This window comes from Mycobacterium barrassiae (assembly GCF_025822765.1).
In the GTDB taxonomy this organism is placed as follows: Bacteria; Actinomycetota; Actinomycetes; order Mycobacteriales; family Mycobacteriaceae; genus Mycobacterium; species Mycobacterium barrassiae.
In genome coordinates, this window is record NZ_JACKUK010000008.1 from 1 (window position 1) to 19,922 (window position 19,922).

Below are 19,922 nucleotides of genomic sequence, written 5' to 3' on the forward strand. Positions count from 1 at the left end.
CCGAACCAGCGCGCCAACGCCGGCTCATGATCGGACCTTCGGATATTCAGATCATCCTCGGGAAGGTGCGCCCACTTTCACGCCCCCACACCGAGGCTCATCCACAGGTTCTGATCATTGCTCGTCGGACACGTCGCCGAAAAGATGCTTGATGTCATCGAACTTGTCCTTCGCCGTGAGAAAAACCTTCTTGCTCGCAACTCGAAGAAGTTTGCTCTGCTCTAGAGCGAAGATCAGGACAAGTTGTCCAAGGCTCACCAGCGCCAACAGAACTGGCACCACGTCAGTGATGAACCAGCGTCGATACTTGCAATGGATAGACCCGCGCTGGCGGAACCATGGGGTTGATAGATGTCCGCGAAAAGGTGCAGATTGTATCGACAATCTCTGCAGTCCTGGTCGTGCCCGGCTTAGGTACCAGCCCGGTAGTGATTGGCCTGCTGGCCTTCCATGCACCGACCACCTTTCGTCCGCTGGACACGGTACTGGCGCGCCGACACCGAGCTCTGCTACCTGAGCGCAAGCGCTGCGCGGGCGATGGCGCGCTGTGAAGGGGCTCGCCGTTAGAAAGGTGGTTCGGCAGCGCGCCTGGCCGGCTAGGCGCACCCTTCGGGGCGTCCTACGTCTTCGGCGGCGCCGAATCTGCCATCACCGCGTGTACAGCAAACGGTCAATTGCTGTACACTTTTCGGGTGGCTAGACCACGACGTAGTGCCACTGCCGCGCCCACAGGATCGGTAGTCGCTTATGTCCGTGTGTCGACCGACGAGCAGGCCAGCAGTGGCGTAGGACTTGAGGCCCAACGTGCCGCGATCTCCGCTGAGGTCAAGCGGCGCGGGTGGAACGTTGTCACCTGGCACGCCGACGAGGGGATCAGTGGCGGAAAAGGCGTAAGTCATCGGCCCGGACTAGCCGCAGCTATCGATGCTGTCGAGTCGGGAGCCGCCGCCGCCTTGATGGCAGCGAAGCTGGACCGAATATCACGGTCTGTCCTGGACACCGCCTCTCTGATGGAGCAGGCGCGCCGCGCCGGTTGGGAACTGGTGACCTGCGACCTCGCCATCGACACCAGCACGCCGGCAGGGGAGGCGACTGCCTCAATGATGGCCGTTTTTAGTCAGCTCGAGCGCCGCTTAATTTCTCAGCGCACCCGAGAAGCGTTGGCGGTCAAGAAAGCTCAAGGGGTACGACTTGGTCGTCCTTCAGCGCTGTCTCGCCAAGTAGTCAGACGGATAGTCGATGAGAGGGCGAGTGGCTATTCGTTGCGGACTATCGCTGCCGGCTTAACGGCCGACCGTATTTCTACTGCCCAGGGGGGTGCGAAATGGCACGCCTCGACTGTCAGGGCGGTGATCGGGGGTCAAGATGGCCGCGCTGCACAAGCCGTCGCGGCGGAAATCTAGGTACGCCAGTCCGTAGGTGACTGAACTCAAAGTAAGGACGTGGCTGACGGCGCGGGCTTTACAGGTCATTCGACAGCGAGTTGGTCTTGCATGGTTAAGAACCTCGATATCGACACGAGCACGCCGGCGAGTGAACGGCGGCCATCATCAACTTCTGTTGCGACGCCTAAACGGCCGCTATCGAGCTTTATCGAATCTTCATTGAACGACTAGCGGTGCCATATCAGCGGTTGGGAGGCTCGGAATGGCCGAGCGCGCGGGGGAGCCCGTCCCTACAGGCGATTACGAAAGGAACGATCACACGATGTTGACACGAGCACTTCTAACGGGCGCGGCCGCTTTGGCAACGCTCGTGATAGCGGCGGGATGTAGTAACAACTCTGGCGACGAACAACCGTCTGGCCCGGCTAATACGGCAGCAAGCCCAACAGCGCAGGCCACTACGCCGGCCCCTAGCGGTGAGCAGCACAACGATGCCGACGTCACCTTCGCGCAGCACATGATTCCGCATCACCAGCAGGCTGTCGAGATGAGTGACATGGTGCTGGGGAAGCAAGGCATCGATCCGCGGGTCACCGAGCTGGCGAACCAGATCAAAGCTGCGCAGGGGCCCGAGATCGAGAAGATGCAAGCATGGCTGACCCAATGGGGCAGCCCGCAGATGCCCATGCCGTCGGGCATGCCCGACCACGGAAATATGCCGATGCCGTCCGGGGACATGCCTGGCCACGGCAGCATGCCAACGACTTCAGGGATGCCATCGATGTCGGGCATGCCCGGCATGGCGGGCATGATGTCCGAGCAGGACATGGAGGCTCTGCAGAATGCTCAGGGTGTTGAGGCCAGCAGGTTGTTCCTCACGCAGATGATCGCTCACCACGAGGGCGCAATCACCATGGCACAGACGGAAATCAAGGACGGTCAGTATCCGGCGGCCCTCGAAATGGCGCGAGCAATCGTCGCCGCCCAGCAGAAGGAAATCGACACGATGAAGGGCATCCTCGCGACGCTTTAGGACTCTAGGCCCGGCGGATCGGCAGCGTGATCGTGAACGTCGCGCCGGTCCCCGGACCGCGGCTATCGGCGGTGATACGGCCCTGGTGTGCTTCCACAAGGGCTTTCGCGATCGCCAGGCCAATTCCGGCACCGCCATGTTCGCGAGCCCGGGCGGCATCGGCTCGGTAGAAGCGATCAAATAGGTGTGGCAGGTGCTCGGCGGGAATTCCTTCACCGTCGTCAGTCACGGTTATCGTGAGTACGGCGTCCTTCGCGTCCGCTGTAATGGAGACTTGACCGCCGGGAGGCGTGTGGCGTAACGCGTTGTCGAGCAGGTTCGCCAGTACTTGTCCGAGCCTGTGCTGATCCGCCCATAGCGGCGGCAGATCGCCATCGATCCGGGATGTCAGTGCCACACCGTTGGCGGCGAAACGGTCTGCCACCGCCGTGACTGCTGTCTCGATCAGTGTGCCGGGCGCAACGGACGTGGGCGCAATCGAGGCCTGACTCTCTTCTGCCTGCGCGAGCGCAGCAACGTCCCCCGAGAATCGCACCAATCTGCGAGTCTGATCACGAAGCATCGTAATGGTGTCCTGATCAAGGGTGTTGACCCCGTCCTCAATGGCTTCCAGGTAGGCCTCCAGCACGGAGACCGGTGTGCGGATCTCATGCGCCAAGTCTCCGAACATCCGTCGTCGCGTCGCCTCCACCGATTCAAGCCGGCTCGCCATTTGATTGAAAGCCCTTGCCAGTGAGTCGAAGTCATCACCGAGCTGCGGCGGCGACACGCGTGAGTCGTAGTGGCCGTCAGCGACCGCGGCCGCGGCCGAAGACACTTCGGCTACCGAGCGTTGTACACGCCTGCTGAAATACCACGTCACCACCAGCGCCGTCAGAGCGGACACCGCGAGTGCCACCGCAATCGATATGGCCGTGGCATAGGTGTAGGCCTCTTCCGCGTGCATCTGCTCACTGGACATCTCCGGCACACCTGCGCGGTGCAGGTGTTCGCGAAACAGTGGCGGCCCGACGACGGCCGCCACGATCCATACGGTGGCGGCGCCCGCGATAAGCACCAAGGTCTGGGCCAACAGCAGCCGCACGCCGATACCCGGGCGACGAGACGCCTTCACTGCCCGCTTCCCATCCGATATCCGACGCCGCGCACGGTAATGACGTAGCGCGGTGCGGCGGGATCATCTCCGAGCTTGCGGCGCAAATGGCCGATATGTACATCGACGAGGTGCTCGTTTCCGACCCATGACTCTGCCCACACAGCGTCGAGGAGTTGCCGGCGACTAAATACGACACCTGGGCGTGCCGACAGCGCAGCGAGCACATCAAACTCCGTGCGGGTCAACGCGATTAGCTCATCGCCGACGAAGACTTCCCGCGCGGCTACGTCGATCCGCAATGAGCCGAAAACGCGCGGTGGCGGTTGATCGGCAGTCGCGTCTGCCCCGGTCGATGTGGACACCGTGCGTGGCCTGCGCAACATCGCCCGGATTCGTGCCACGAGTTCGCGGGGGCTGAACGGCTTGGTCACATAATCGTCAGCACCGACCGATAAGCCGACGATGGTGTCCATCTCGGTGTCGCGCGCAGTCAGCATGACTACGTAGGCATCCGAGAACGTCCGTAGCTGCCGGCACGCCTCGAGTCCGTCGATGCCCGGCAGTGCCAGGTCGAGCACGACGACATCGGGGTCGATCTCCCGGGCCATCGCGACAGCATCGTGACCGTTGTGCGCGACGCTGACCTCGAACTGTTCTCGCTCGAGATAGCTCGCGACGACGCCCGCTAGGGGTACCTCGTCGTCGACGACCAATGCCCGATACCCGGCCACGCCGCGATCCGGATTGCGCTCCATGACTCTCATCGTGCCCCGGCGAGAGCCGACTAGGGGCTAACCCCGGCATCACGGCACGGGTCTTGAGCAAATCTTCACAGAACCCACACCGATTGAATGGCCCGCCGGGCGCATCGTGAATCCGGACGGAAGGAGACGGCCATGACGCTGAGCAACAGTCCGCTCGCCGCCGGATCGGGGTGGATCGGCTGGGTGGTTGTGGCTTTGGTAATCGCCGCTCTCTGGGCGGCGCCGATTGCCGCGGCATTTGCACTGTTTCCTCTTCACCGTGATCGCGGACGGCGGGGGCCGAGCCGTGACTGAAAGGGTTTTCAGACCAAGACGGGTCAGCCGGAGGACCTTCCTCGCCGGTACGGCGGCCACGGCGCTGACACTTGCCGCGTGTACGCGCAACACGACCGTGCTCGTCCCAAATGGCCGCATCGACGCGGTTGAAGCGGCTAGGCCCCACACCGGGCGGACGGTCGCAGTGGAGCTCACTGCGGGACGGACGCAGATCGACCTCGGTGATACCCGTGCGGCCACATTCGCCTACGGTGATGCCGTGCCCGGCCCATTAATCCGGGCCAATGTGGGCGACGAGCTTGTGGTCACCCTCAAGAACCGACTCGACCACTCGACATCAGTGCATTGGCACGGCATCGCACTGCGCAACGACATGGACGGAGTCGCCCCGGCCAGCCCCGACATCGAGTCCGGCACCGACTTCGTATACCGCTTCTCGGTACCGCACTCAGGCACATACTGGGCGCATCCGCACACCGGACTGGACGCCGACACCGGCTTGTACCTGCCGATCATCGTTGATGACCCGGCCGAGCCAGGCGCCTATGACGCTGAATGGGTTGTAGTACTGGATGATTGGACTGACGGTGTCGGCTCGACGCCGCAGCAGCTCTACGACGGATTGCGGCGGTCATCGATGCCGGCGCACGACGACATGCCCGGAATGGGCGGTATGCACGACACGGGCAGCATGCCGGGAATGAACGGCATAGGCCGTAGCGCACTGTTAGGCGGCGACGCCGGCGACATCAGCTACCCGTACTACGTGATCAACGGACGGATACCGGCGGCAGCGACCACATTCAATGCCAAGCCGGGGAACCGAGTCCGTATCCGAATCGTCAACGCGGGCTCCGACACCGCGTTTCGAGTGGCACTGGCCAGTCACCGGATGACGGTTACCCATACGGATGGCTTTCCCGTCCGGCCGACAGATGTCGACGCCCTACTTGTCGGTATGGGTGAACGATACGACGTCGTTGTTACGGCTGGCGACGGCGTCTTCCCCCTCGTCGCCGCGGCCGAGGGCAAGGAGGGGCTGGCACTCGCACTGCTGTCCACCGGCGCCGGAACCGCTCCCGACCCCGCATACCGGCCGCCCGAATTCGACGGGCTAGTGGGGACCGTCGAGATGTTCACCGCCACATCTGAAGTGGACCTCGGCTCTGCAGAGCCGGATACCAGGCTGTCCGCCGGACTGTCGGGCGACATGATGAAGTACGAGTGGATGATCAACGGCCGGCCGTTCTCCCACACCGAGCCGCTCACTGTCCGGCAGGGGCAACGGGCCACCCTGACGTTCAACAACATGTCGATGATGTGGCATCCGATGCACCTGCACGGGCACACCTTCCAGGTCATCAACCCCGACGGCGGCCGTGGTGCACGAAAAGACACGGTCGTAGTCCTGCCGATGCAGCAGCTCACTGTCGATGTGATCGCCGACAACCCTGGTGAGTGGATGCTGCACTGCCACAACACCTATCACCAAGAAGCTGGGATGATGACAACTCTGGACTATGTCATGTGAGGAGGGCGGCCTACGCTGAGCGGTCATCCGCTAATCCGATTCCGCGGACGAGGTGGCTCGGTGCTGCCCATGATGGGCGGCCTGCCCGACTACGAACATGCCGACCATTACCTCCATGCTTCATGAAATCTTCATCGAATGACTAGCGGAGTTATATGGCGCGGCGCGAGGCTCTAAACATGGTCAACAGCACCGTCGTGCTTCACGTGGGTGGGCTGCATTGGGCGACCTCGGCTGCCGGCGTCGAGGCTACGCTGCTACGACGTCCCGGGGTGAGCGCGGTCGCGGCGAATGCGGCCAATCAAACCGCGACCGTCACCTACGACCCGGCCGCAACGTCGGTGGCGCAGCTCTCGGATTGGTTACGCGATTGCGGTCTGCATTGCGCCGGCCAATCGGTGCCCAACCATATGTGCGAGCCGATGGCTGAGCCCGCAGAGCACGAAGCCCACGGCGCGGCGACACCCCAGGAGATGATGGGACACGGCGGCCACGCCGGAATGTCGATGGATCAAATGGTCCGTGACATGCGCAACCGCTTCCTCGTCGCATTGGTGCTCTCGATCCCGATCATGCTGTGGTCACCGATGGGCCGCGACATGTTCGGATTCACGGTGCCCGCGCCGTTCGGGCTGCGCGACGACGTCTTCACCTTGCTTTTGAGCCTGCCGGTCGTCTTCTACTCAGCCTGGATCTTCTTCGACGGGGCCTGGCGGGCGCTGCGTGCACGCACCCTGGACATGATGGTGCTCGTCGCCGTGGCGGTCGGTGCGGGCTGGCTGTACAGCGTCGGGGTGACGCTCACGGGCGGGGGAGAAGTCTTCTACGAAGCCGCGTCGGTGCTGACGACCTTCGTGCTGTTGGGCCACTGGTTTGAAATGCGTGCCCGCGGCGGCGCGAACGATGCCATTCGCACGCTGCTGGAACTCGCGCCGCCGATGGCCGTGGTGGTCCGCGACGGCGAACCTGTCGAGATTCCAACAGCCGACGTGACCGCCGGAGATCTGCTGTTGATCCGTCCGGGTGCCAAGATCCCGGTCGACGGCAGCGTCGAAGACGGCCACTCCGAGGTCGACGAATCGATGGTGACCGGTGAAAGCCTACCGGTGACAAAGGTTCCTGGGTCTGCGGTGATCGGCGCATCCATCAACACGACCGGGACGCTACGTGTGCGGGCTACCAAGGTAGGCTCTGATACCGTCCTCGCCCAAATTGTGCAGATGGTGCAAGAGGCGCAGAACTCGAAGGCCCCCGGCCAACGGCTGGCCGACCGGGCCGCGTTCTGGTTGGTGCTCGTCGCACTCGTCGGCGGCATAGCCACCTTTCTGGTGTGGTGGGCCGTGGGCGCCGGCGTTCAGACCGCATTGCTGTTCGCGATCACAGTCGTCGTGATCACCTGCCCCGACGCGCTGGGTTTAGCCACGCCGACGGCGATCATGGTCGGCACAGGACTCGGCGCCAAACGCGGTGTGCTGTTCAAGAATGCCACGGCGCTAGAGACTTCGGCCCGGGTCGAGACCGCTGTGATGGACAAAACCGGCACCTTGACCAAAGGCGAGCCCGAGGTCACCGACGTGGTGGTCGACGGCATCGACGAAAACGAGATGCTCAGCCTGGTGGCGGCCGTCGAATCGGCCTCCGAACATCCCCTCGCAGCCGCAATAGTCAGCCATGCCGCCGACCGTGGAATAAAGCCGTTGTCACTTAAGGACTTCCGAAATGTCCCCGGTCACGGCGCGACGGCCGAGGTGGAGGGCCGGCGCGTGGCCGTCGGCAACCGCAAGCTGATGGTGGACGAAAACATTGACTTCGGCGCGCTGATGCTAAGGCGCGACGAGCTCGCATCCAGCGGCCGAACTGCCGTGCTGGTGGCCGTGGACGGACGTGGAGTCGGAGTTATCGCATTGGCGGACGCGGCCAGGGAAACCTCGGCCGACGCCGTCGGTGCACTGCACGAGCTCGGCGTGCAGGTAGCGATGCTGAGCGGAGACAACGAGGCAACCGCGAAACGGATTGCCGCCCAGCTGGGTATCGACACGGTGATCGCCGAGGTCCTGCCCGGCGACAAGGCCTCCGAGATCTCGGCTCTGCAGCGCGCGGGCAAGAAGGTCGCGATGGTGGGCGACGGCGTCAACGACGCTCCCGCGTTGGCGCAAGCCGACCTGGGCATCGCGATCGGCGCAGGCACGGATGTCGCAATCGAGACAGCCGATTTGGTGTTGATGCGGTCGGATCCGCTGGACGTGCCCATCGCGTTGCGTATCGGACGAGGCACGCTACGCAAGATGCGCCAGAACCTCGGCTGGGCCGTCGGTTACAACGTCATCGCCTTACCGATCGCCGCAGGTGTTTTCCAGCCCGCCTTCGGGCTGGTGCTGCGTCCGGAGATTGCTGCGCTGTCGATGTCGGGCTCGAGCTTGATCGTGGCGGTCAACGCATTGATGCTCAAGCGGCTCAAGTTGCCCAGCGCTGGTCAGGGGTAGCTGTGAGCATCAGCTTTGTCCGGGTCGAAAGGGCTTTGCGCAGAAAAACGTTCGGAACGTTGTCAACTCTGACCGAGCGGGGTACGCCGCATGCGACTGGAGTGATTTACGCTGTGTCGGCGCTGGGCGAGCCGTTGGCCCTCTACGTGACGACGCGGACAACCACCCGCAAAGTCCGCAACCTCCGCGCACATCCCGAAGTGGCTTTCGTCGCACCAGTGCCGCACTTATTCATTCCCGCATTCCCACCACGGGCCATTCAATTCCTGGGCACCGCCACCGTTCTTGCCGCAGACGATGAAGGAGCGAACCGAGCCTTCGAGTCGTCCTGGTTCCTCCGCAGGATCCTCGCCACCGAGCGACGCATCGTCACCGAGGGTGGAGACCTCTGCTTCATCCGGATACGTCCAGAAGGCAAGCTGTTCACCTATGGCATGGGGATGTCTGTGTTAGGCAACTTGCGCCGGCCACGCGGCGCGATCGGCCGGGTGACGATCCCAGTGGAGAGATAACGAGACATGCCCCTTGTGACCAAAGTCCATCCAAGCCAGTGCTATCGACTCTGGCAAGCACCCTGTCTCGATGGTCAAGCTGTTGTTAGGTGCGGAGCACATGAGGAGGAGACGCCGTGATGTTCTGGTATGACCACAACATGGGCTGGTGGGGTTACACCGGCATGGGTATCGGGATGGTGCTGTTCTGGGCGCTGCTCATTCTTGGCATAGTGGCGCTGATCAGACTGAGCAGCCGCGACGAGAATCGCCGCGTGTCGCCCCCACTATCGCCGGGACAAATACTGGCTGAGCGTTTCGCACACGGAGAGATCAGTGAAACAGAGTATCGCGACAGGGTAGCCGTCCTGCGCGATCACGCGCAGCACTGACGAAGCCGCTGGACCTGCCTGCCGCGATGGCGACGGCTGTCAATCATAGAGACACCGCTGCCACTATGGCTGCGGCAATCCATAGCGCGGCGGCAACCAAGAGCAGCCACCGAAATGTTGAGTGCAGCAAGAAGTTCACCACCGCCATCACTCCGATAGAGCATGCGCCGGCGCCTGCGAGCACGGCCACCGCCGACGGACTGGCGTCACCTATCTCAGTCGCAGCCAGATAGAGGGTCAATATCCCGGTCGCCGCCGCGTAACCGCCAAGGACGCTGAACACCAGCCTTAGCCACCCACGCAGGCCCGGTATCGCGGCGTCGATCTCGGTGTCTGTCCGATCGAGATACCGCAAGTCTTCGGGCAGCAGCGCCGGCCGAGCGAACAGAAAGAAGCCCCCGATCCCGATGATGACGGCGCCACCAATACCGAAAAGCCATGCTGCGGCGATCATCACGCTGATTTACCACCGCGGACGAGGACGATTCCCGCTACCAGCAGTAGACCGGCCAGCCAGGCCAATCCAATTAGTAGTGAACCGGTTTCGTCGAAGCCTCCGGTCAGGCTGGTGTCGAATAGCAACCGGGTCACGCCGTAACCGGGGAGAAACTGGGCCCATTCTTGAGGGACCGGGCGAAGCATCGGGCTTTGGATGATGCCCAGATCGAGAAAGGGGATCAAGAATGCGACGAACACACCCGCGACCTTGCCCAGCAGTGGTCCGATGACGACACCGATCAGCGCGTAAATGGCGGCGATCAGCAGATTGGCGCCAATGTAGCCGGCCCACTGCTTGGCATTGAAGACGGTCGCGGTAACCACCATCGTGGCTGCGGTGATGACCGAGCCGGCGACGGCGACCACGCCCAGCCGAGCCGCCAGCATGACACCGATGCGGTAGCCGGCGAGCCGCAGGCGTCGATCCCCAGCGGCGGCATCTACGACCACGAACATCCCAACCAATGCTGCCAACGCCCCAATGCCGATCGGTGCCATAGCTCCGGCGTGCACCTCAGGAAACCAGAACGGCTGGCTTGAGGTGGCGCCGTTTTCGGTGACGGACACCATGAGGGGACGCCCGGGAGTGGTCACCTTCGCCAACAGCACGAAAGTCACCGGCACGATCACTAATAGCGCCAGGAGCACGGCGTTGCGCCGCAGGTCGACCAGACCGATTCGCAACGCAGTCGCCAGCTGGCCCGCTATGCGCGGACGCCGTCGCGCTGTGCGGGACCCAGCTGCCACAACCGCGCCCGCGACGCCCAGGGCGCCGACCATCCATACCGAGGCGAGGCCGACATCGCCGAGCCGTCCGGCATGCCACGACGGAGTGTCCACCATCCACAACGTGACGAAATGGGTAGGAAACCAGCGGGTGAGCACATAGTCTCCGCCGCTGCCCGCTGGACCGACGAACACATCGATCATCCAGATCAACAGGATGATCACTGCACCATTCACGGGATTGGCGACCGCCACCCCGATCAGTGCGCCGATCGCCAGGTAGATGACAGCGAACATCAGCGTTCCGAGGATCACCCGAACGGGGTCGTCAATGCCGGTGCGCACCGCCAACGCAGCGAGCGCTACAGCCGCGACGAATCCGGCCATCAGCAGGCCCGTGCCGGCGCGGGCGGCGAGGAGTCGCGCGACTGGCATCCCGGCAAGCTGCATTCGCTTGTCCGCACTTCGTGCCGAGCGGATCTGGAAATACATTGCCAAGCCCGAGAGGAAGCCTGCTGCCCAGCCGGCCGTGGCGGTTTGGGTTGCGATGCCCGGCCGGCCGCGCAACAGTTCCATCGCGTCGGCGATCGATCCCGCGGCGACGAGCACGAACACCAGCGGCACCAGGATCAGCATGATCAGGTTGACCGGGTTGCGCACGTAGTCGGTGATGAAGCTACGGGTCAACAACAGCGTGGGGCGCCACTGTTCATGGGCCGCCGTTGTCATGACGCACCGGCTTGGGCGTCGCACAGGCGTCCGTCGCAGAGCTTCACGATGCGATCGAAGCGCTGTTCGTCTGCGACGAAGTGGCTGATGATCAGCACCGACCGCCCGTCGTCGCGGCGGTGGCCCATGAGATCCCAAAATTTCAGATAGGTGTCCCAATCGAAGCCGGCGTAGGGCTCATCAAGCAGTAACACCGGGGGATCAGCCAGCATAGCGAGGGCGAGGTTGAGCTTGGCCAGCGTGCCCCCTGAAAGCCTATCCGCTCGGGTGGTGGCATAGCGTTCAAATCCCAACGCCTCGTAGAGATCTCGGCGGGTGCGCCGTTCCGCCTCATGCGTCATACGGTACGCCCGCGCAAATAGTTCAATGTGCTCATCACACGTCAGGCGTTCATACACGACCGGCTGCTGCGGACAGTAGCCGAGCACCCCGGAGCGGGTTACAGTACCGGCGTCCGCGGTTATCTCGCCGACCAAAATCTTCATGATCGTTGACTTGCCGGATCCGTTTTCACCGACGAGACCGACAACTTCACCCGATTTGAGGGTGAAGTCGACGCCGCGCAGGACCTGCTGGCGGGGCGACATCGGCCAAATGCCCCGGCGAAATGACTTCTCGATACCCTCGGCCGACAGCACCGTCGTCGACTTAGCCTCGACCAGGGGCGCCCTGGTGACCGTTGGTGTGCTCGCCAGATTGTTCACGACTAGTCTCCTTGCGGCGCCAATGACGTTGTGTTGCCTACCAAAATCATTCGTCGGCCGAGTGCCGCGAAGCCGGATGATCTTGGGCGCGAATGTCGTTGTGCGCAACGGGTATTTGCCCTATTGGCGGCCAATCTGCTTGGCGAATCTGTGTTCTTCGGTCCGCGCGCCGCTCGTACACGTAGGCAGCACGACGAACATGATCAGGAAAGAAGCTCAGTCCGAAAGCCGCGAATAATAACGTATTCAGAATTAGCAGCGGCCATAAGCTATACGCGGCGTCAGCCATCGCCACACCATCCCACGATCGATGGCGGAAGAGGCTACGGTCGGTCAGCGGAGTCGCGGTGCTCACCGATATCGGTGGAGCCTTGATCAGGGCCGTCGCCGTGGCGTCCGCCCATTACGCCCATCATGAACATCATCATCACCGGGCAGGCCAGCACGACGAGTAATAGGAGAACCGTCGATAGTGGTACGCCGACTGCTACCGCACCGATCAGAGCAGCAGCCAGAGCGGCTGCGTACCAGGGCATGTATTGACGCTTCATCGATCTCTCCCTCATTCAGGAACAAATTAACGATGCGCCTCTAGCGCGATGGTGCCAACGGACCTACGTAGGTGATCCACAGGCCATAGGTCACGTTCGCCATTGACCAAAGTCCTTAGGTTGTGGTCCATGCCATTGCTCCTCGGCGCGAGGGTGGTGGTCCTCGATGGGGATGACTTGAATCGGTATCTGTAGCGCGATTTAGACCTGTGTGCGTCCTCCGATGCCACCCGGCCGCGCCGGATGGTTGTTTCGGCAGCGCAGAGGTCAAGGCATTGCGCCATCGAGCGTACTGCGGAGCTTCTTCGTCAACCGTCGGGCTTGTGCCGTCATTCTTGCGATGTTCGCCTCCCTCCTTAAGGTGTCTGACCGGATACATCTCCGCACTACAAGTACCCCCCTAAGGTATGTGATCCAAGAGACAGCGGTGCGGCCTTGATATACCCCATAGGGGTATAGTACGAAGTTGTTAGGGCAGACGAGCCGCCCGTGAGGAAAGGAACCACATGAGCACGGTTACCGTGACCGTCACCGGGATGACCTGCGGGCATTGCGCCAGCTCGGTTCGGGAAGAGGTCGGCAGCATTCCAGGTGTGACTGCAGTGGACGTCGACCTCGGTAGTGGCGAGGTCACCATCGACAGCGAGCAGCAGGTCGAGCCCGAAGCCATCAAGAGCGCCGTTGAAGAAGCCGGCTACCAGCTCGCCGGCTGAGTCGACACGGATGGAGGAGACGCGGTGAACGGATCGCAGAAGGTCACCGGATTCGTCCTTGCCCTCGCCGTCGTGTTCAATACGGCATTCCGGATCGGGGAGAGCGCCATCGACCATTCGGTGCCCCCAGCCAAGCCGCCGGTCGAGTCCGGCCACGGCCACTGACAACCCATGACGGGAAGGAGCGCGCGATGACCGCGAGCCGCGTGGAACTGCAGATCGGCGGAATGACGTGCGCGTCCTGCGCCGCACGAATCGAGAAGAAGCTCAACAAGATCGACGGCGTCACGGCGACCGTCAACTTCGCCACAGAGAAGGCGCGCGTCGACTACGTCGGCGACGTCTCAGCCGATCAACTGGTGCAGAGCATCGAACAGGCCGGCTACACCGCCGAACTACCCACACCGGATCGCACTGACGCACCGGCTGATTCGGCGGTGGGCGATCCCACCGCATCACTGCGACGACGCCTGCTGATTTCGCTCGCGCTCACGGTTCCGGTGATCGCAATGGCGATGATTCCCGCGCTGCAATTCACCAACTGGCAATGGTTGTCGCTGACTCTCGCTGCGCCGGTCGTCGTCTGGGGCGCCTGGCCGTTCCACCAGGCCACGTGGGCCAACCTTCGACACGGCACGTCGACGATGGACACGCTCATCTCGATCGGCACGATCGCCGCCTTCGGCTGGTCCATCTACGCGCTGTTCTGGGGCACCGCCGGCATACCCGGTATGACCCACCCGTTTGAGCTGACCATCTCGCGCACCGACGGGACCAGCAGTATCTATCTCGAGGTTGCCGCGGGCGTCACGACCTTCATCCTGGCCGGCCGCTACTTCGAGGCCCGCGCCAAGCGCCGCGCCGGCGCTGCACTGCGGGCGCTTCTCGAATTGGGCGCAAAGGATGTTGCTGTTCGTAGAAACGGTGTGGAACAACGTATTCCGATCGATCAGCTGTCCGTCGGTGACGAGTTTATCGCGCGTCCGGGCGAGAAGATCGCTACTGATGGCGTCGTTGTTGAGGGCAGCTCAGCGATCGACGCATCGATGCTCACGGGGGAGTCCGTGCCGGTGGAGGTCGGTCCTGACGATCAGGTCGTCGGTGCCACCGTCAACGTCGGCGGACGACTTGTGGTGCGCGCCAGCCGGATCGGATCGGACACACAGCTGGCACAGATGGCCAAGCTCGTCGAGGAAGCCCAAACCGGCAAGGCACAGGCACAACGGCTGGCCGATAAGATATCCGCGATCTTCGTCCCGATCGTCATCGCACTGTCAGTGGCCGCATTCGGATTCTGGGTCGGCACCGGCGGGTCGGTCGCCGCGGCACTGACGGCGGCCGTGGCGGTACTCATCATCGCGTGCCCCTGCGCGCTGGGCCTGGCCACACCGACAGCCCTGATGGTCGGAACCGGCCGGGGAGCCCAGCTCGGCATCCTCATCAAGGGTCCTGAAGTGCTCGAATCGACTCGGCGCATTGACACCATCGTGCTGGACAAGACCGGCACCGTCACGACCGGCACGATGACGTTGCTCGACGTGCTGACCGCCGACGGCGAGCAGCCCGACGAGGTACTGAGGCTAGCCGGCGCGCTCGAAGACGCCTCCGAGCATCCGATCGCTAAGGCAATCGCCAACGGGGCCCGTAAGGTCGCCGAACTTCCGCCGGTCGAAGGCTTCACCAATCTCGAGGGACTCGGCGTGCAGGGCGTCGTCGACGGTCACGCGGTCGTCGTTGGCCGGCAACGCCTTCTCGCAGACTGGTCACACCGCCTGCCGGATGGATTGGCACAGTCGATGGGCCGAGCCGAAGCTGAGGGCAAGACCGCCGTCGCAGTCGGCTGGGACGGCGAGGCGCGAGGAGTCCTTGTCGTGGCTGATGCTGTGAAACCGACATCGGCCGAGGCCGTTCGCCAGTTGCGCACGCTCGGCTTGACACCGATCATGCTCACCGGCGACAACGAGGCCGCTGCTCGAACAATCGCCCGGCAGGTCGGTATCGACGAGGTCATTGCCGAGGTGCTACCGCAGGACAAGGTCGAGACCGTCAAACGGCTGCAGGCCGACAGCAAGGTTGTCGCCATGGTCGGCGACGGAGTGAACGACGCCGCGGCGCTGGCCCAAGCCGACCTCGGCTTGGCAATGGGTACTGGCACCGACGTCGCGATCGAGGCTAGCGACCTGACCCTCGTTCGCGGTGACCTACGAGCCGTCCCCGACGCGATTCGGCTGTCTCGCAAGACGTTGGCCACCATCAAAGGCAATCTGTTCTGGGCGTTCGCCTACAATATCGCGGCGTTGCCGCTGGCGGCTGCCGGGCTACTGAACCCGATGCTCGCCGGTGCGGCGATGGCCTTCTCTTCGGTATTCGTCGTCACCAACAGCCTTCGGCTGCGGAGATTCAAGTCGCTCATGCCGAGGCCTCGCAACAATCGCTAGCCTCGTCTGACCGTGACACCTAACGGAGAAGCTGCATGAGGTCTCGCGTGATGCAACCGACGTGCCCGGCGGGGTTCCGCGGCATCGCGGCCAATCTTGCGCCCGAGCACGACCGCCGGCTCATGGGCGGTTACATGCTTCCCGGCCGACGGCGGGCAAGATCCGTTCAGCGCGGTCTGCGAGGACGTCGTTGTCGAGATCGACTGGCGGATATTGGCGTAATTCGCGTTCAAACCCTTAGATGGCGTTGGCCTCGTTGAAAGCCTGGCCATAGCACGTCGGTCGACCTCCGGGGAAAGCTCGCTCGCGGCACACATGCATCGCGGGTCCGATGCCGGCCCGACGGTAATGGTCGTAGACCTCGTGAAAGAACTCCACTCGTCACGTATGCGAAGCAGATCGCCCTGGCTGGGAGTCACCGCCGCCAGCTGATTGTTCCTGACCCCTCGGCTGCGTGCATTGATCAACCGCACGGTGTGCAGCATCAGGCTCGAGATTTCCGTCTGCTGCGCGTGTAACAGGCCCGCATCGATATGCGCGCGGAGGCGGCGGTCGGTTTCGCTGGTTGTATTCGCAAGCCTGTCCAGACTCTATGGTTCGGTCATGACCGCCACGGTACGACCACTGTGACCGTCACCGAGATCGAGTTGATTCCCGATGCACGGAGTCATCATCCGTGGAACGCATAGAACATATCGAAGGTGGTCCCGTTATCAGTCGAGCGCTGAATTCCCGCGGCCGTCGCGACGAACACCACGCCGCCGCCGGCCGCCAGTAACGCGTGCGGTCTGTCACTCAATGCCTGCCGTGGCTGCCACGTAGCGCCGGAATCCTCGCTGGCATAAACCGTTCCGGCGGGATCGATGCCGATCAACGGGCCTTGATCAGGCCAGCTCAGCAGGACCAGCTGGGGCTGCACGCCCACCGGGGTGAACGATTTGCCTTGGTCGAGGCTGCGCGTCAGTCCCTGTGCCGTCGTCGCCAGGATTTCGTTCGGATTTTGAGGTGACACCGCGATGTCGATGGCGTTGATCGCGGCGCGCCGATCCCAAGCGTGTTTGTCTGCGCTCACCATTACTGTGCGTGTGCCGCTGTCGAGGCCGTAGACGAGGCCGTGCCGGTAATCGAGGGCGTGGAAATCGACCTCGCCGTTCAGCGATACCGGCGTCCACGCTTGCCCGCCGTTGGTGCTCTCGATCAATCCCAAGTTAGGCGGATGATCGCGGTCGCTCTCGCCCGGATGACCGCTGCCGAGGAAGTGATTCGGCCCCGCGACAGTGAAGCCCATGAAGTCTTGCACGATGTCGCCGACAAGTTCAGGGTCGCGCTCTTTGGAGAGCCGGTACACGCCGTAGTGAGTTCCGGCATAGAGCGTGCCGTCCGCAGGGTCGAGGCCGAGGCCGTGGATATGGGCGAGACCTCTGGTGTCACCTTGGCTAGGGGTTGTGTCTTCAGTTGAGCACCCGCTGGCTATGAGAACGGCTATCCCAGCCATTGCCATCAAGGTTGCCCGCATACCCACCTCACTGACCCCGATCCAACGCGACCGACGGCATAGCGTTGCGTCCCGAGCGGAACCGGGTGTTAAACGTATGCGTTGCCGGCTCGCCATTGCTCCCACGGGATGTTCCAGTCGCCGAGTCCATCAGTGCCGGGGAGAGTCGGTCCCACGGTGTTGACGACCTCCACGATGTCGCCGCGTTTGGTGTTGTCATAGAACCAGATTGCATTGCTGGGGCTTACGTTAAGGCAGCCGTGGCTGACGTTTGTACTGCCTTGACTGCCAACTGACCACGGCGCCGAGTGCACATAGATGCCGCTGTACGACATCTGCGTCGCCCAGTCCACCTCGAGGCGATATCCGTTTGGCGAATTGACCGGCACGCCGTACGTCGACGAGTCCATGATCAGATGCGAGTACCGGTCCCCGATGATGTACGCGCCGTTGTCAGTCGGTGTGCTGTCCTTGCCCATTGAAATCGGCATGGTCCTGATGACTTCGCTGTTGCGCCGCACAGTCAAGGTCTTCGTGTTGTCGTCGGCGGTGGCGATGACTTCGTCGCCGATGGTGAACCGCGTGGTGACGTCGTCCTGGCCGAACAGGCCGTCGCCCAGGTCGACACCATAGGTTTTGACCGCCACATCGACCTTCGTGCCGGACTTCCAGTACTGCGCTGGACGCCACCGCACTTCGCGGTCGCTAAGCCAATAGAACGCGCCCTCAACAGGCGGGTCTGTACGTACCTGGATGGCCGTCTGGGCCGCTAGGCGATTGGGGATGTCCTCGTCGAAGCGGATCGCGATGGGCTGTCCGATACCGACGACTTCCCCGTCATTCGGCATGACGTAAGGCATCGTCAGGTTCTCAGGCGACTTGGTCTCAAACGTCATGCGATTGCGCGCCACGCCGCCAAGCCCGAGCGCCTCGGCGGTCAGCGTGTACTGCTTGTTGTAACCGAGTTGTTCGGCTGTCGACCATGTCAGTCCGTCGGGGCTAAGCCGTCCGTCGACCGGATCGCCATCTTCGTTGATCATGGTGACCGCGCCTAGCACGCCGTCACCGGCGCTCACCGTGACAGGTGAATCTACGGGAACGCCCACGGCTCCGTCGGTCACCGACGATTGCAATCTGGGGAGCAGCAGGTCGCTGTAGGGGTCGCCCTTGTCCGTGATGACTTGCGGCGCCGGTGGGGTGGGGCCGCTGCACGCAGCGAGCGCGGCCGCGGCAGTAGCTGCGATGGTTACGAGCACAAGCCGGTATGAGCGCCGACGGGGACCTGGTCGGACCCGCATGTGTTTACTCCTCTCCATCCGGCCGGCTACACCGCGGTCATCACCGGGAGGGCGCGCGGCGAAACGTCCGCCCTGCAGCACCGGCACCTCTTGAGGGTTGCCCCCTCCGATATGGGTCAACTAGTGCTTCGATAAAGATTCGGTAAAGCTTGTGCAGTGCACGAGAACGTGAACTACCTACTAGGCTAGTACGTAGTTTTCGGGTTGAGGCGTTCGCGCTGGCGCCGCACATATCTATCGAGCGCACAAGTGGAGACGGCCGGCAGAGGCCTGTGGTCCATCTCAGTACTGAAAAACTGGACTACCGACGAATATATGAACGGGACCCGCTGCGCGCGTCACGGTTTCTCGCACGTACTCCGGTCGGACGATCACAGGCATCCCCCCTCTAACTACGTAGTAGATACGTAGAATCTAGACACTGATTTGGTGAAGGGAGGGGCATCGTGCACAGCACCGTTCGACGACTCTGGGTACTGGTCATGACGACCGCGGCGCTCGTTGGGGCAACTCCGGCCACCGGTTCAGGCGCTGCCGGATCTTTGCGCGAAGGCAACTCCATCACCATGATGCGTCCGGGACCCGCAGATGTCGTCGGCATTGCGCATCCGGTGCTGGTCGAGTTCGCATCACCGGTCGCCGACCGCGTCGCTGTCGAGCGCAGCATCAAGGTGATCACCTCCCGTCCCGTGACAGGCAGCGTTAGGTGGGTCGCGGAAACACTGTTGGAGTGGACCCCCGACAATTTCTGGCCGGCGCATTCGTCAGTCACGGTGCTCGTCGGTCCCATGAAAACCGACTTCACTACGGGAGCGGGCGTAATCAGCGTCGCCGACATCTCAGACCACACGTTCACCGTCAGCATTGATGACCAAGTAGTACGGGAGATGCCGGCGTCGATGGGTAAGCCCGCCTTCCCGACACCGGTAGGTACCTTCAGCGTGTTGGAAAAGCAACGCAGCGTCGTCTTCGACTCGCGCACCATCGGCATTCCACTGGATGATCCCGAGGGATATCGGATTAACGGCGAGTTCGGAGTGCGCGTCACCTGGGGTGGGGTTTACGTGCACTCGGCGCCGTGGTCGGTCGGTTCGCAGGGCTCGGCCAACGTCAGTCACGGTTGCATCAATCTCAGCCCGGAGAATGCCGAATGGTATTTCAATACCGTCCACGTGGGCGACCCGGTGATCATCAGGGTCAAGTCCACGGACGTGGTGTACGACGTCGTCGCGTGATTCTTCGATGTGATGGTTCAGGCGGTCAGTGCCGCGGGGGTGGCCTCCTGTTCGGTCGGGGTGTCGTTGACGGTGCGTGATTTG

20 protein-coding genes are annotated in these 19,922 nt (G+C 62.8%); 11 read left to right on the forward strand and 9 right to left on the reverse strand.

Features of this window, described 5'->3' with window-relative positions:
• Positions 1-114 precede the first annotated feature (114 nt).
• Positions 115-282: a hypothetical protein gene (locus tag H7J93_RS00700; protein ID WP_267304379.1), complete on the reverse strand. Its 168-nt coding sequence runs from the start codon at positions 280-282 to the stop codon at positions 115-117.
• A gap of 410 nt (positions 283-692) precedes the next feature.
• Between H7J93_RS00700 and H7J93_RS00705 the strand changes: the two genes are divergently transcribed.
• Together H7J93_RS00705 and H7J93_RS00710 are read left to right on the forward strand one after the other, a co-directional pair.
• Complete coding sequence (locus H7J93_RS00705) at positions 693-1,403, forward strand: recombinase family protein (protein WP_267304380.1); 711 nt, start codon at positions 693-695, stop codon at positions 1,401-1,403.
• A gap of 304 nt (positions 1,404-1,707) precedes the next feature.
• Positions 1,708-2,418 (forward strand): DUF305 domain-containing protein, encoded by a 711-nt coding sequence (locus H7J93_RS00710; RefSeq protein WP_267304393.1) that lies wholly within the window; start codon positions 1,708-1,710, stop codon positions 2,416-2,418.
• Between the two features lie 4 nt (positions 2,419-2,422).
• Here H7J93_RS00710 and H7J93_RS00715 read toward each other — a convergent pair whose 3' ends face one another.
• Positions 2,423-3,553 (reverse strand): sensor histidine kinase, encoded by a 1,131-nt coding sequence (locus tag H7J93_RS00715; RefSeq protein WP_267304394.1) that lies wholly within the window; start codon positions 3,551-3,553, stop codon positions 2,423-2,425.
• Positions 3,529-4,269 (reverse strand): response regulator, encoded by a 741-nt coding sequence (locus H7J93_RS00720; protein WP_267304381.1) that lies wholly within the window; start codon positions 4,267-4,269, stop codon positions 3,529-3,531. The genes H7J93_RS00715 and H7J93_RS00720 overlap by 25 nt, the downstream gene beginning before the upstream one ends.
• 141 nt (positions 4,270-4,410) lie before the next feature.
• On the opposite strand from H7J93_RS00720, the gene H7J93_RS00725 reads away from it, so the two are divergent.
• The 5 genes from H7J93_RS00725 (at position 4,411) to H7J93_RS00745 (ending at position 9,451) form a co-directional block, all read left to right on the forward strand.
• A complete protein-coding gene (locus H7J93_RS00725) occupies positions 4,411-4,572 on the forward strand; it encodes a hypothetical protein (protein WP_267304382.1) in 162 nt (53 codons plus the stop codon).
• Positions 4,565-6,085, forward strand: coding sequence for a multicopper oxidase family protein (locus H7J93_RS00730; protein ID WP_308204898.1), 1,521 nt, complete (start codon positions 4,565-4,567; stop codon positions 6,083-6,085). Before H7J93_RS00725 ends, H7J93_RS00730 begins: the two co-directional genes overlap by 8 nt.
• Before the next feature lie 179 nt (positions 6,086-6,264).
• Positions 6,265-8,568, forward strand: a complete 2,304-nt coding sequence (locus H7J93_RS00735; protein WP_267304383.1) for a heavy metal translocating P-type ATPase — start codon at positions 6,265-6,267, stop codon at positions 8,566-8,568.
• 2 nt (positions 8,569-8,570) lie between these two features.
• Positions 8,571-9,080, forward strand: coding sequence for a pyridoxamine 5'-phosphate oxidase family protein (locus tag H7J93_RS00740; RefSeq protein ID WP_267304384.1), 510 nt, complete (start codon positions 8,571-8,573; stop codon positions 9,078-9,080).
• 119 nt (positions 9,081-9,199) lie between these two features.
• Positions 9,200-9,451 carry an SHOCT domain-containing protein gene (locus tag H7J93_RS00745; RefSeq protein WP_267304396.1) on the forward strand — a complete coding sequence of 84 codons (252 nt, stop codon included), beginning with the start codon at positions 9,200-9,202 and terminating at the stop codon, positions 9,449-9,451.
• 43 nt (positions 9,452-9,494) lie between these two features.
• Here H7J93_RS00745 and H7J93_RS00750 read toward each other — a convergent pair whose 3' ends face one another.
• The 4 genes from H7J93_RS00750 to H7J93_RS00765 form a co-directional block, all read right to left on the reverse strand.
• Positions 9,495-9,905 (reverse strand): hypothetical protein, encoded by a 411-nt coding sequence (locus tag H7J93_RS00750; RefSeq protein WP_267304385.1) that lies wholly within the window; start codon positions 9,903-9,905, stop codon positions 9,495-9,497.
• Entirely contained in the window at positions 9,905-11,404 is a 1,500-nt protein-coding gene (locus H7J93_RS00755) for an ABC transporter permease (protein ID WP_267304386.1), read from the reverse strand. The genes H7J93_RS00750 and H7J93_RS00755 overlap by 1 nt, the downstream gene beginning before the upstream one ends.
• Positions 11,401-11,991 (reverse strand): ATP-binding cassette domain-containing protein, encoded by a 591-nt coding sequence (locus tag H7J93_RS00760; RefSeq protein WP_372507746.1) that lies wholly within the window; start codon positions 11,989-11,991, stop codon positions 11,401-11,403. Before H7J93_RS00760 ends, H7J93_RS00755 begins: the two co-directional genes overlap by 4 nt.
• A gap of 440 nt (positions 11,992-12,431) precedes the next feature.
• Entirely contained in the window at positions 12,432-12,659 is a 228-nt protein-coding gene (locus H7J93_RS00765) for a DUF2933 domain-containing protein (RefSeq protein ID WP_267304387.1), read from the reverse strand.
• Between the two features lie 506 nt (positions 12,660-13,165).
• Here H7J93_RS00765 and H7J93_RS00770 point away from each other — a divergent pair.
• Genes H7J93_RS00770 through H7J93_RS00780 form a run of 3 tightly spaced genes read left to right on the forward strand, consistent with a single transcriptional unit; the run spans position 13,166 to position 15,810 of the window.
• Positions 13,166-13,372 carry a heavy-metal-associated domain-containing protein gene (locus H7J93_RS00770; RefSeq protein ID WP_267304388.1) on the forward strand — a complete coding sequence of 69 codons (207 nt, stop codon included), beginning with the start codon at positions 13,166-13,168 and terminating at the stop codon, positions 13,370-13,372.
• Between the two features lie 24 nt (positions 13,373-13,396).
• A complete protein-coding gene (locus H7J93_RS00775) occupies positions 13,397-13,537 on the forward strand; it encodes a hypothetical protein (protein WP_267304389.1) in 141 nt (46 codons plus the stop codon).
• 26 nt (positions 13,538-13,563) lie between these two features.
• Positions 13,564-15,810, forward strand: a complete 2,247-nt coding sequence (locus H7J93_RS00780) for a heavy metal translocating P-type ATPase (protein WP_267304390.1) — start codon at positions 13,564-13,566, stop codon at positions 15,808-15,810.
• A 670-nt stretch (positions 15,811-16,480) separates the two neighbouring features.
• Here the strand turns inward: H7J93_RS00780 and H7J93_RS00785 are convergent.
• A complete protein-coding gene (locus tag H7J93_RS00785) occupies positions 16,481-17,326 on the reverse strand; it encodes a F510_1955 family glycosylhydrolase (protein ID WP_267304391.1) in 846 nt (281 codons plus the stop codon).
• Between the two features lie 68 nt (positions 17,327-17,394).
• Positions 17,395-18,603, reverse strand: a complete 1,209-nt coding sequence (locus tag H7J93_RS00790; protein WP_267304392.1) for a L,D-transpeptidase — start codon at positions 18,601-18,603, stop codon at positions 17,395-17,397.
• 482 nt (positions 18,604-19,085) lie between these two features.
• Here H7J93_RS00790 and H7J93_RS00795 point away from each other — a divergent pair, with 482 nt between their 5' ends.
• A complete protein-coding gene (locus tag H7J93_RS00795; RefSeq protein ID WP_267304398.1) occupies positions 19,086-19,838 on the forward strand; it encodes a L,D-transpeptidase in 753 nt (250 codons plus the stop codon).
• Positions 19,839-19,922: the final 84 nt, after the last annotated feature.

What these genes read in the sequence shown, in the direction of transcription:
- H7J93_RS00710 (WP_267304393.1), top strand. Translation starts at nt 1,708, where the DNA reads ATGTTGACACGAGCACTTCTAACGGGCGCGGCCGCTTTGGCAACGCTC.
- H7J93_RS00720 (WP_267304381.1), bottom strand. Translation starts at nt 4,269, where the DNA reads ATGGAGCGCAATCCGGATCGCGGCGTGGCCGGGTATCGGGCATTGGTC.
- H7J93_RS00725 (WP_267304382.1), top strand. Translation starts at nt 4,411, where the DNA reads ATGACGCTGAGCAACAGTCCGCTCGCCGCCGGATCGGGGTGGATCGGC.
- H7J93_RS00735 (WP_267304383.1), top strand. Translation starts at nt 6,265, where the DNA reads ATGGTCAACAGCACCGTCGTGCTTCACGTGGGTGGGCTGCATTGGGCG.
- H7J93_RS00745 (WP_267304396.1), top strand. Translation starts at nt 9,200, where the DNA reads ATGTTCTGGTATGACCACAACATGGGCTGGTGGGGTTACACCGGCATG.
- H7J93_RS00750 (WP_267304385.1), bottom strand. Translation starts at nt 9,905, where the DNA reads ATGATCGCCGCAGCATGGCTTTTCGGTATTGGTGGCGCCGTCATCATC.
- H7J93_RS00755 (WP_267304386.1), bottom strand. Translation starts at nt 11,404, where the DNA reads ATGACAACGGCGGCCCATGAACAGTGGCGCCCCACGCTGTTGTTGACC.
- H7J93_RS00760 (WP_372507746.1), bottom strand. Translation starts at nt 11,991, where the DNA reads ATGTCGCCCCGCCAGCAGGTCCTGCGCGGCGTCGACTTCACCCTCAAA.
- H7J93_RS00765 (WP_267304387.1), bottom strand. Translation starts at nt 12,659, where the DNA reads ATGAAGCGTCAATACATGCCCTGGTACGCAGCCGCTCTGGCTGCTGCT.
- H7J93_RS00770 (WP_267304388.1), top strand. Translation starts at nt 13,166, where the DNA reads ATGAGCACGGTTACCGTGACCGTCACCGGGATGACCTGCGGGCATTGC.
- H7J93_RS00780 (WP_267304390.1), top strand. Translation starts at nt 13,564, where the DNA reads ATGACCGCGAGCCGCGTGGAACTGCAGATCGGCGGAATGACGTGCGCG.
- H7J93_RS00785 (WP_267304391.1), bottom strand. Translation starts at nt 17,326, where the DNA reads ATGCGGGCAACCTTGATGGCAATGGCTGGGATAGCCGTTCTCATAGCC.
- H7J93_RS00790 (WP_267304392.1), bottom strand. Translation starts at nt 18,603, where the DNA reads ATGCGGGTCCGACCAGGTCCCCGTCGGCGCTCATACCGGCTTGTGCTC.
- H7J93_RS00795 (WP_267304398.1), top strand. Translation starts at nt 19,086, where the DNA reads ATGACGACCGCGGCGCTCGTTGGGGCAACTCCGGCCACCGGTTCAGGC.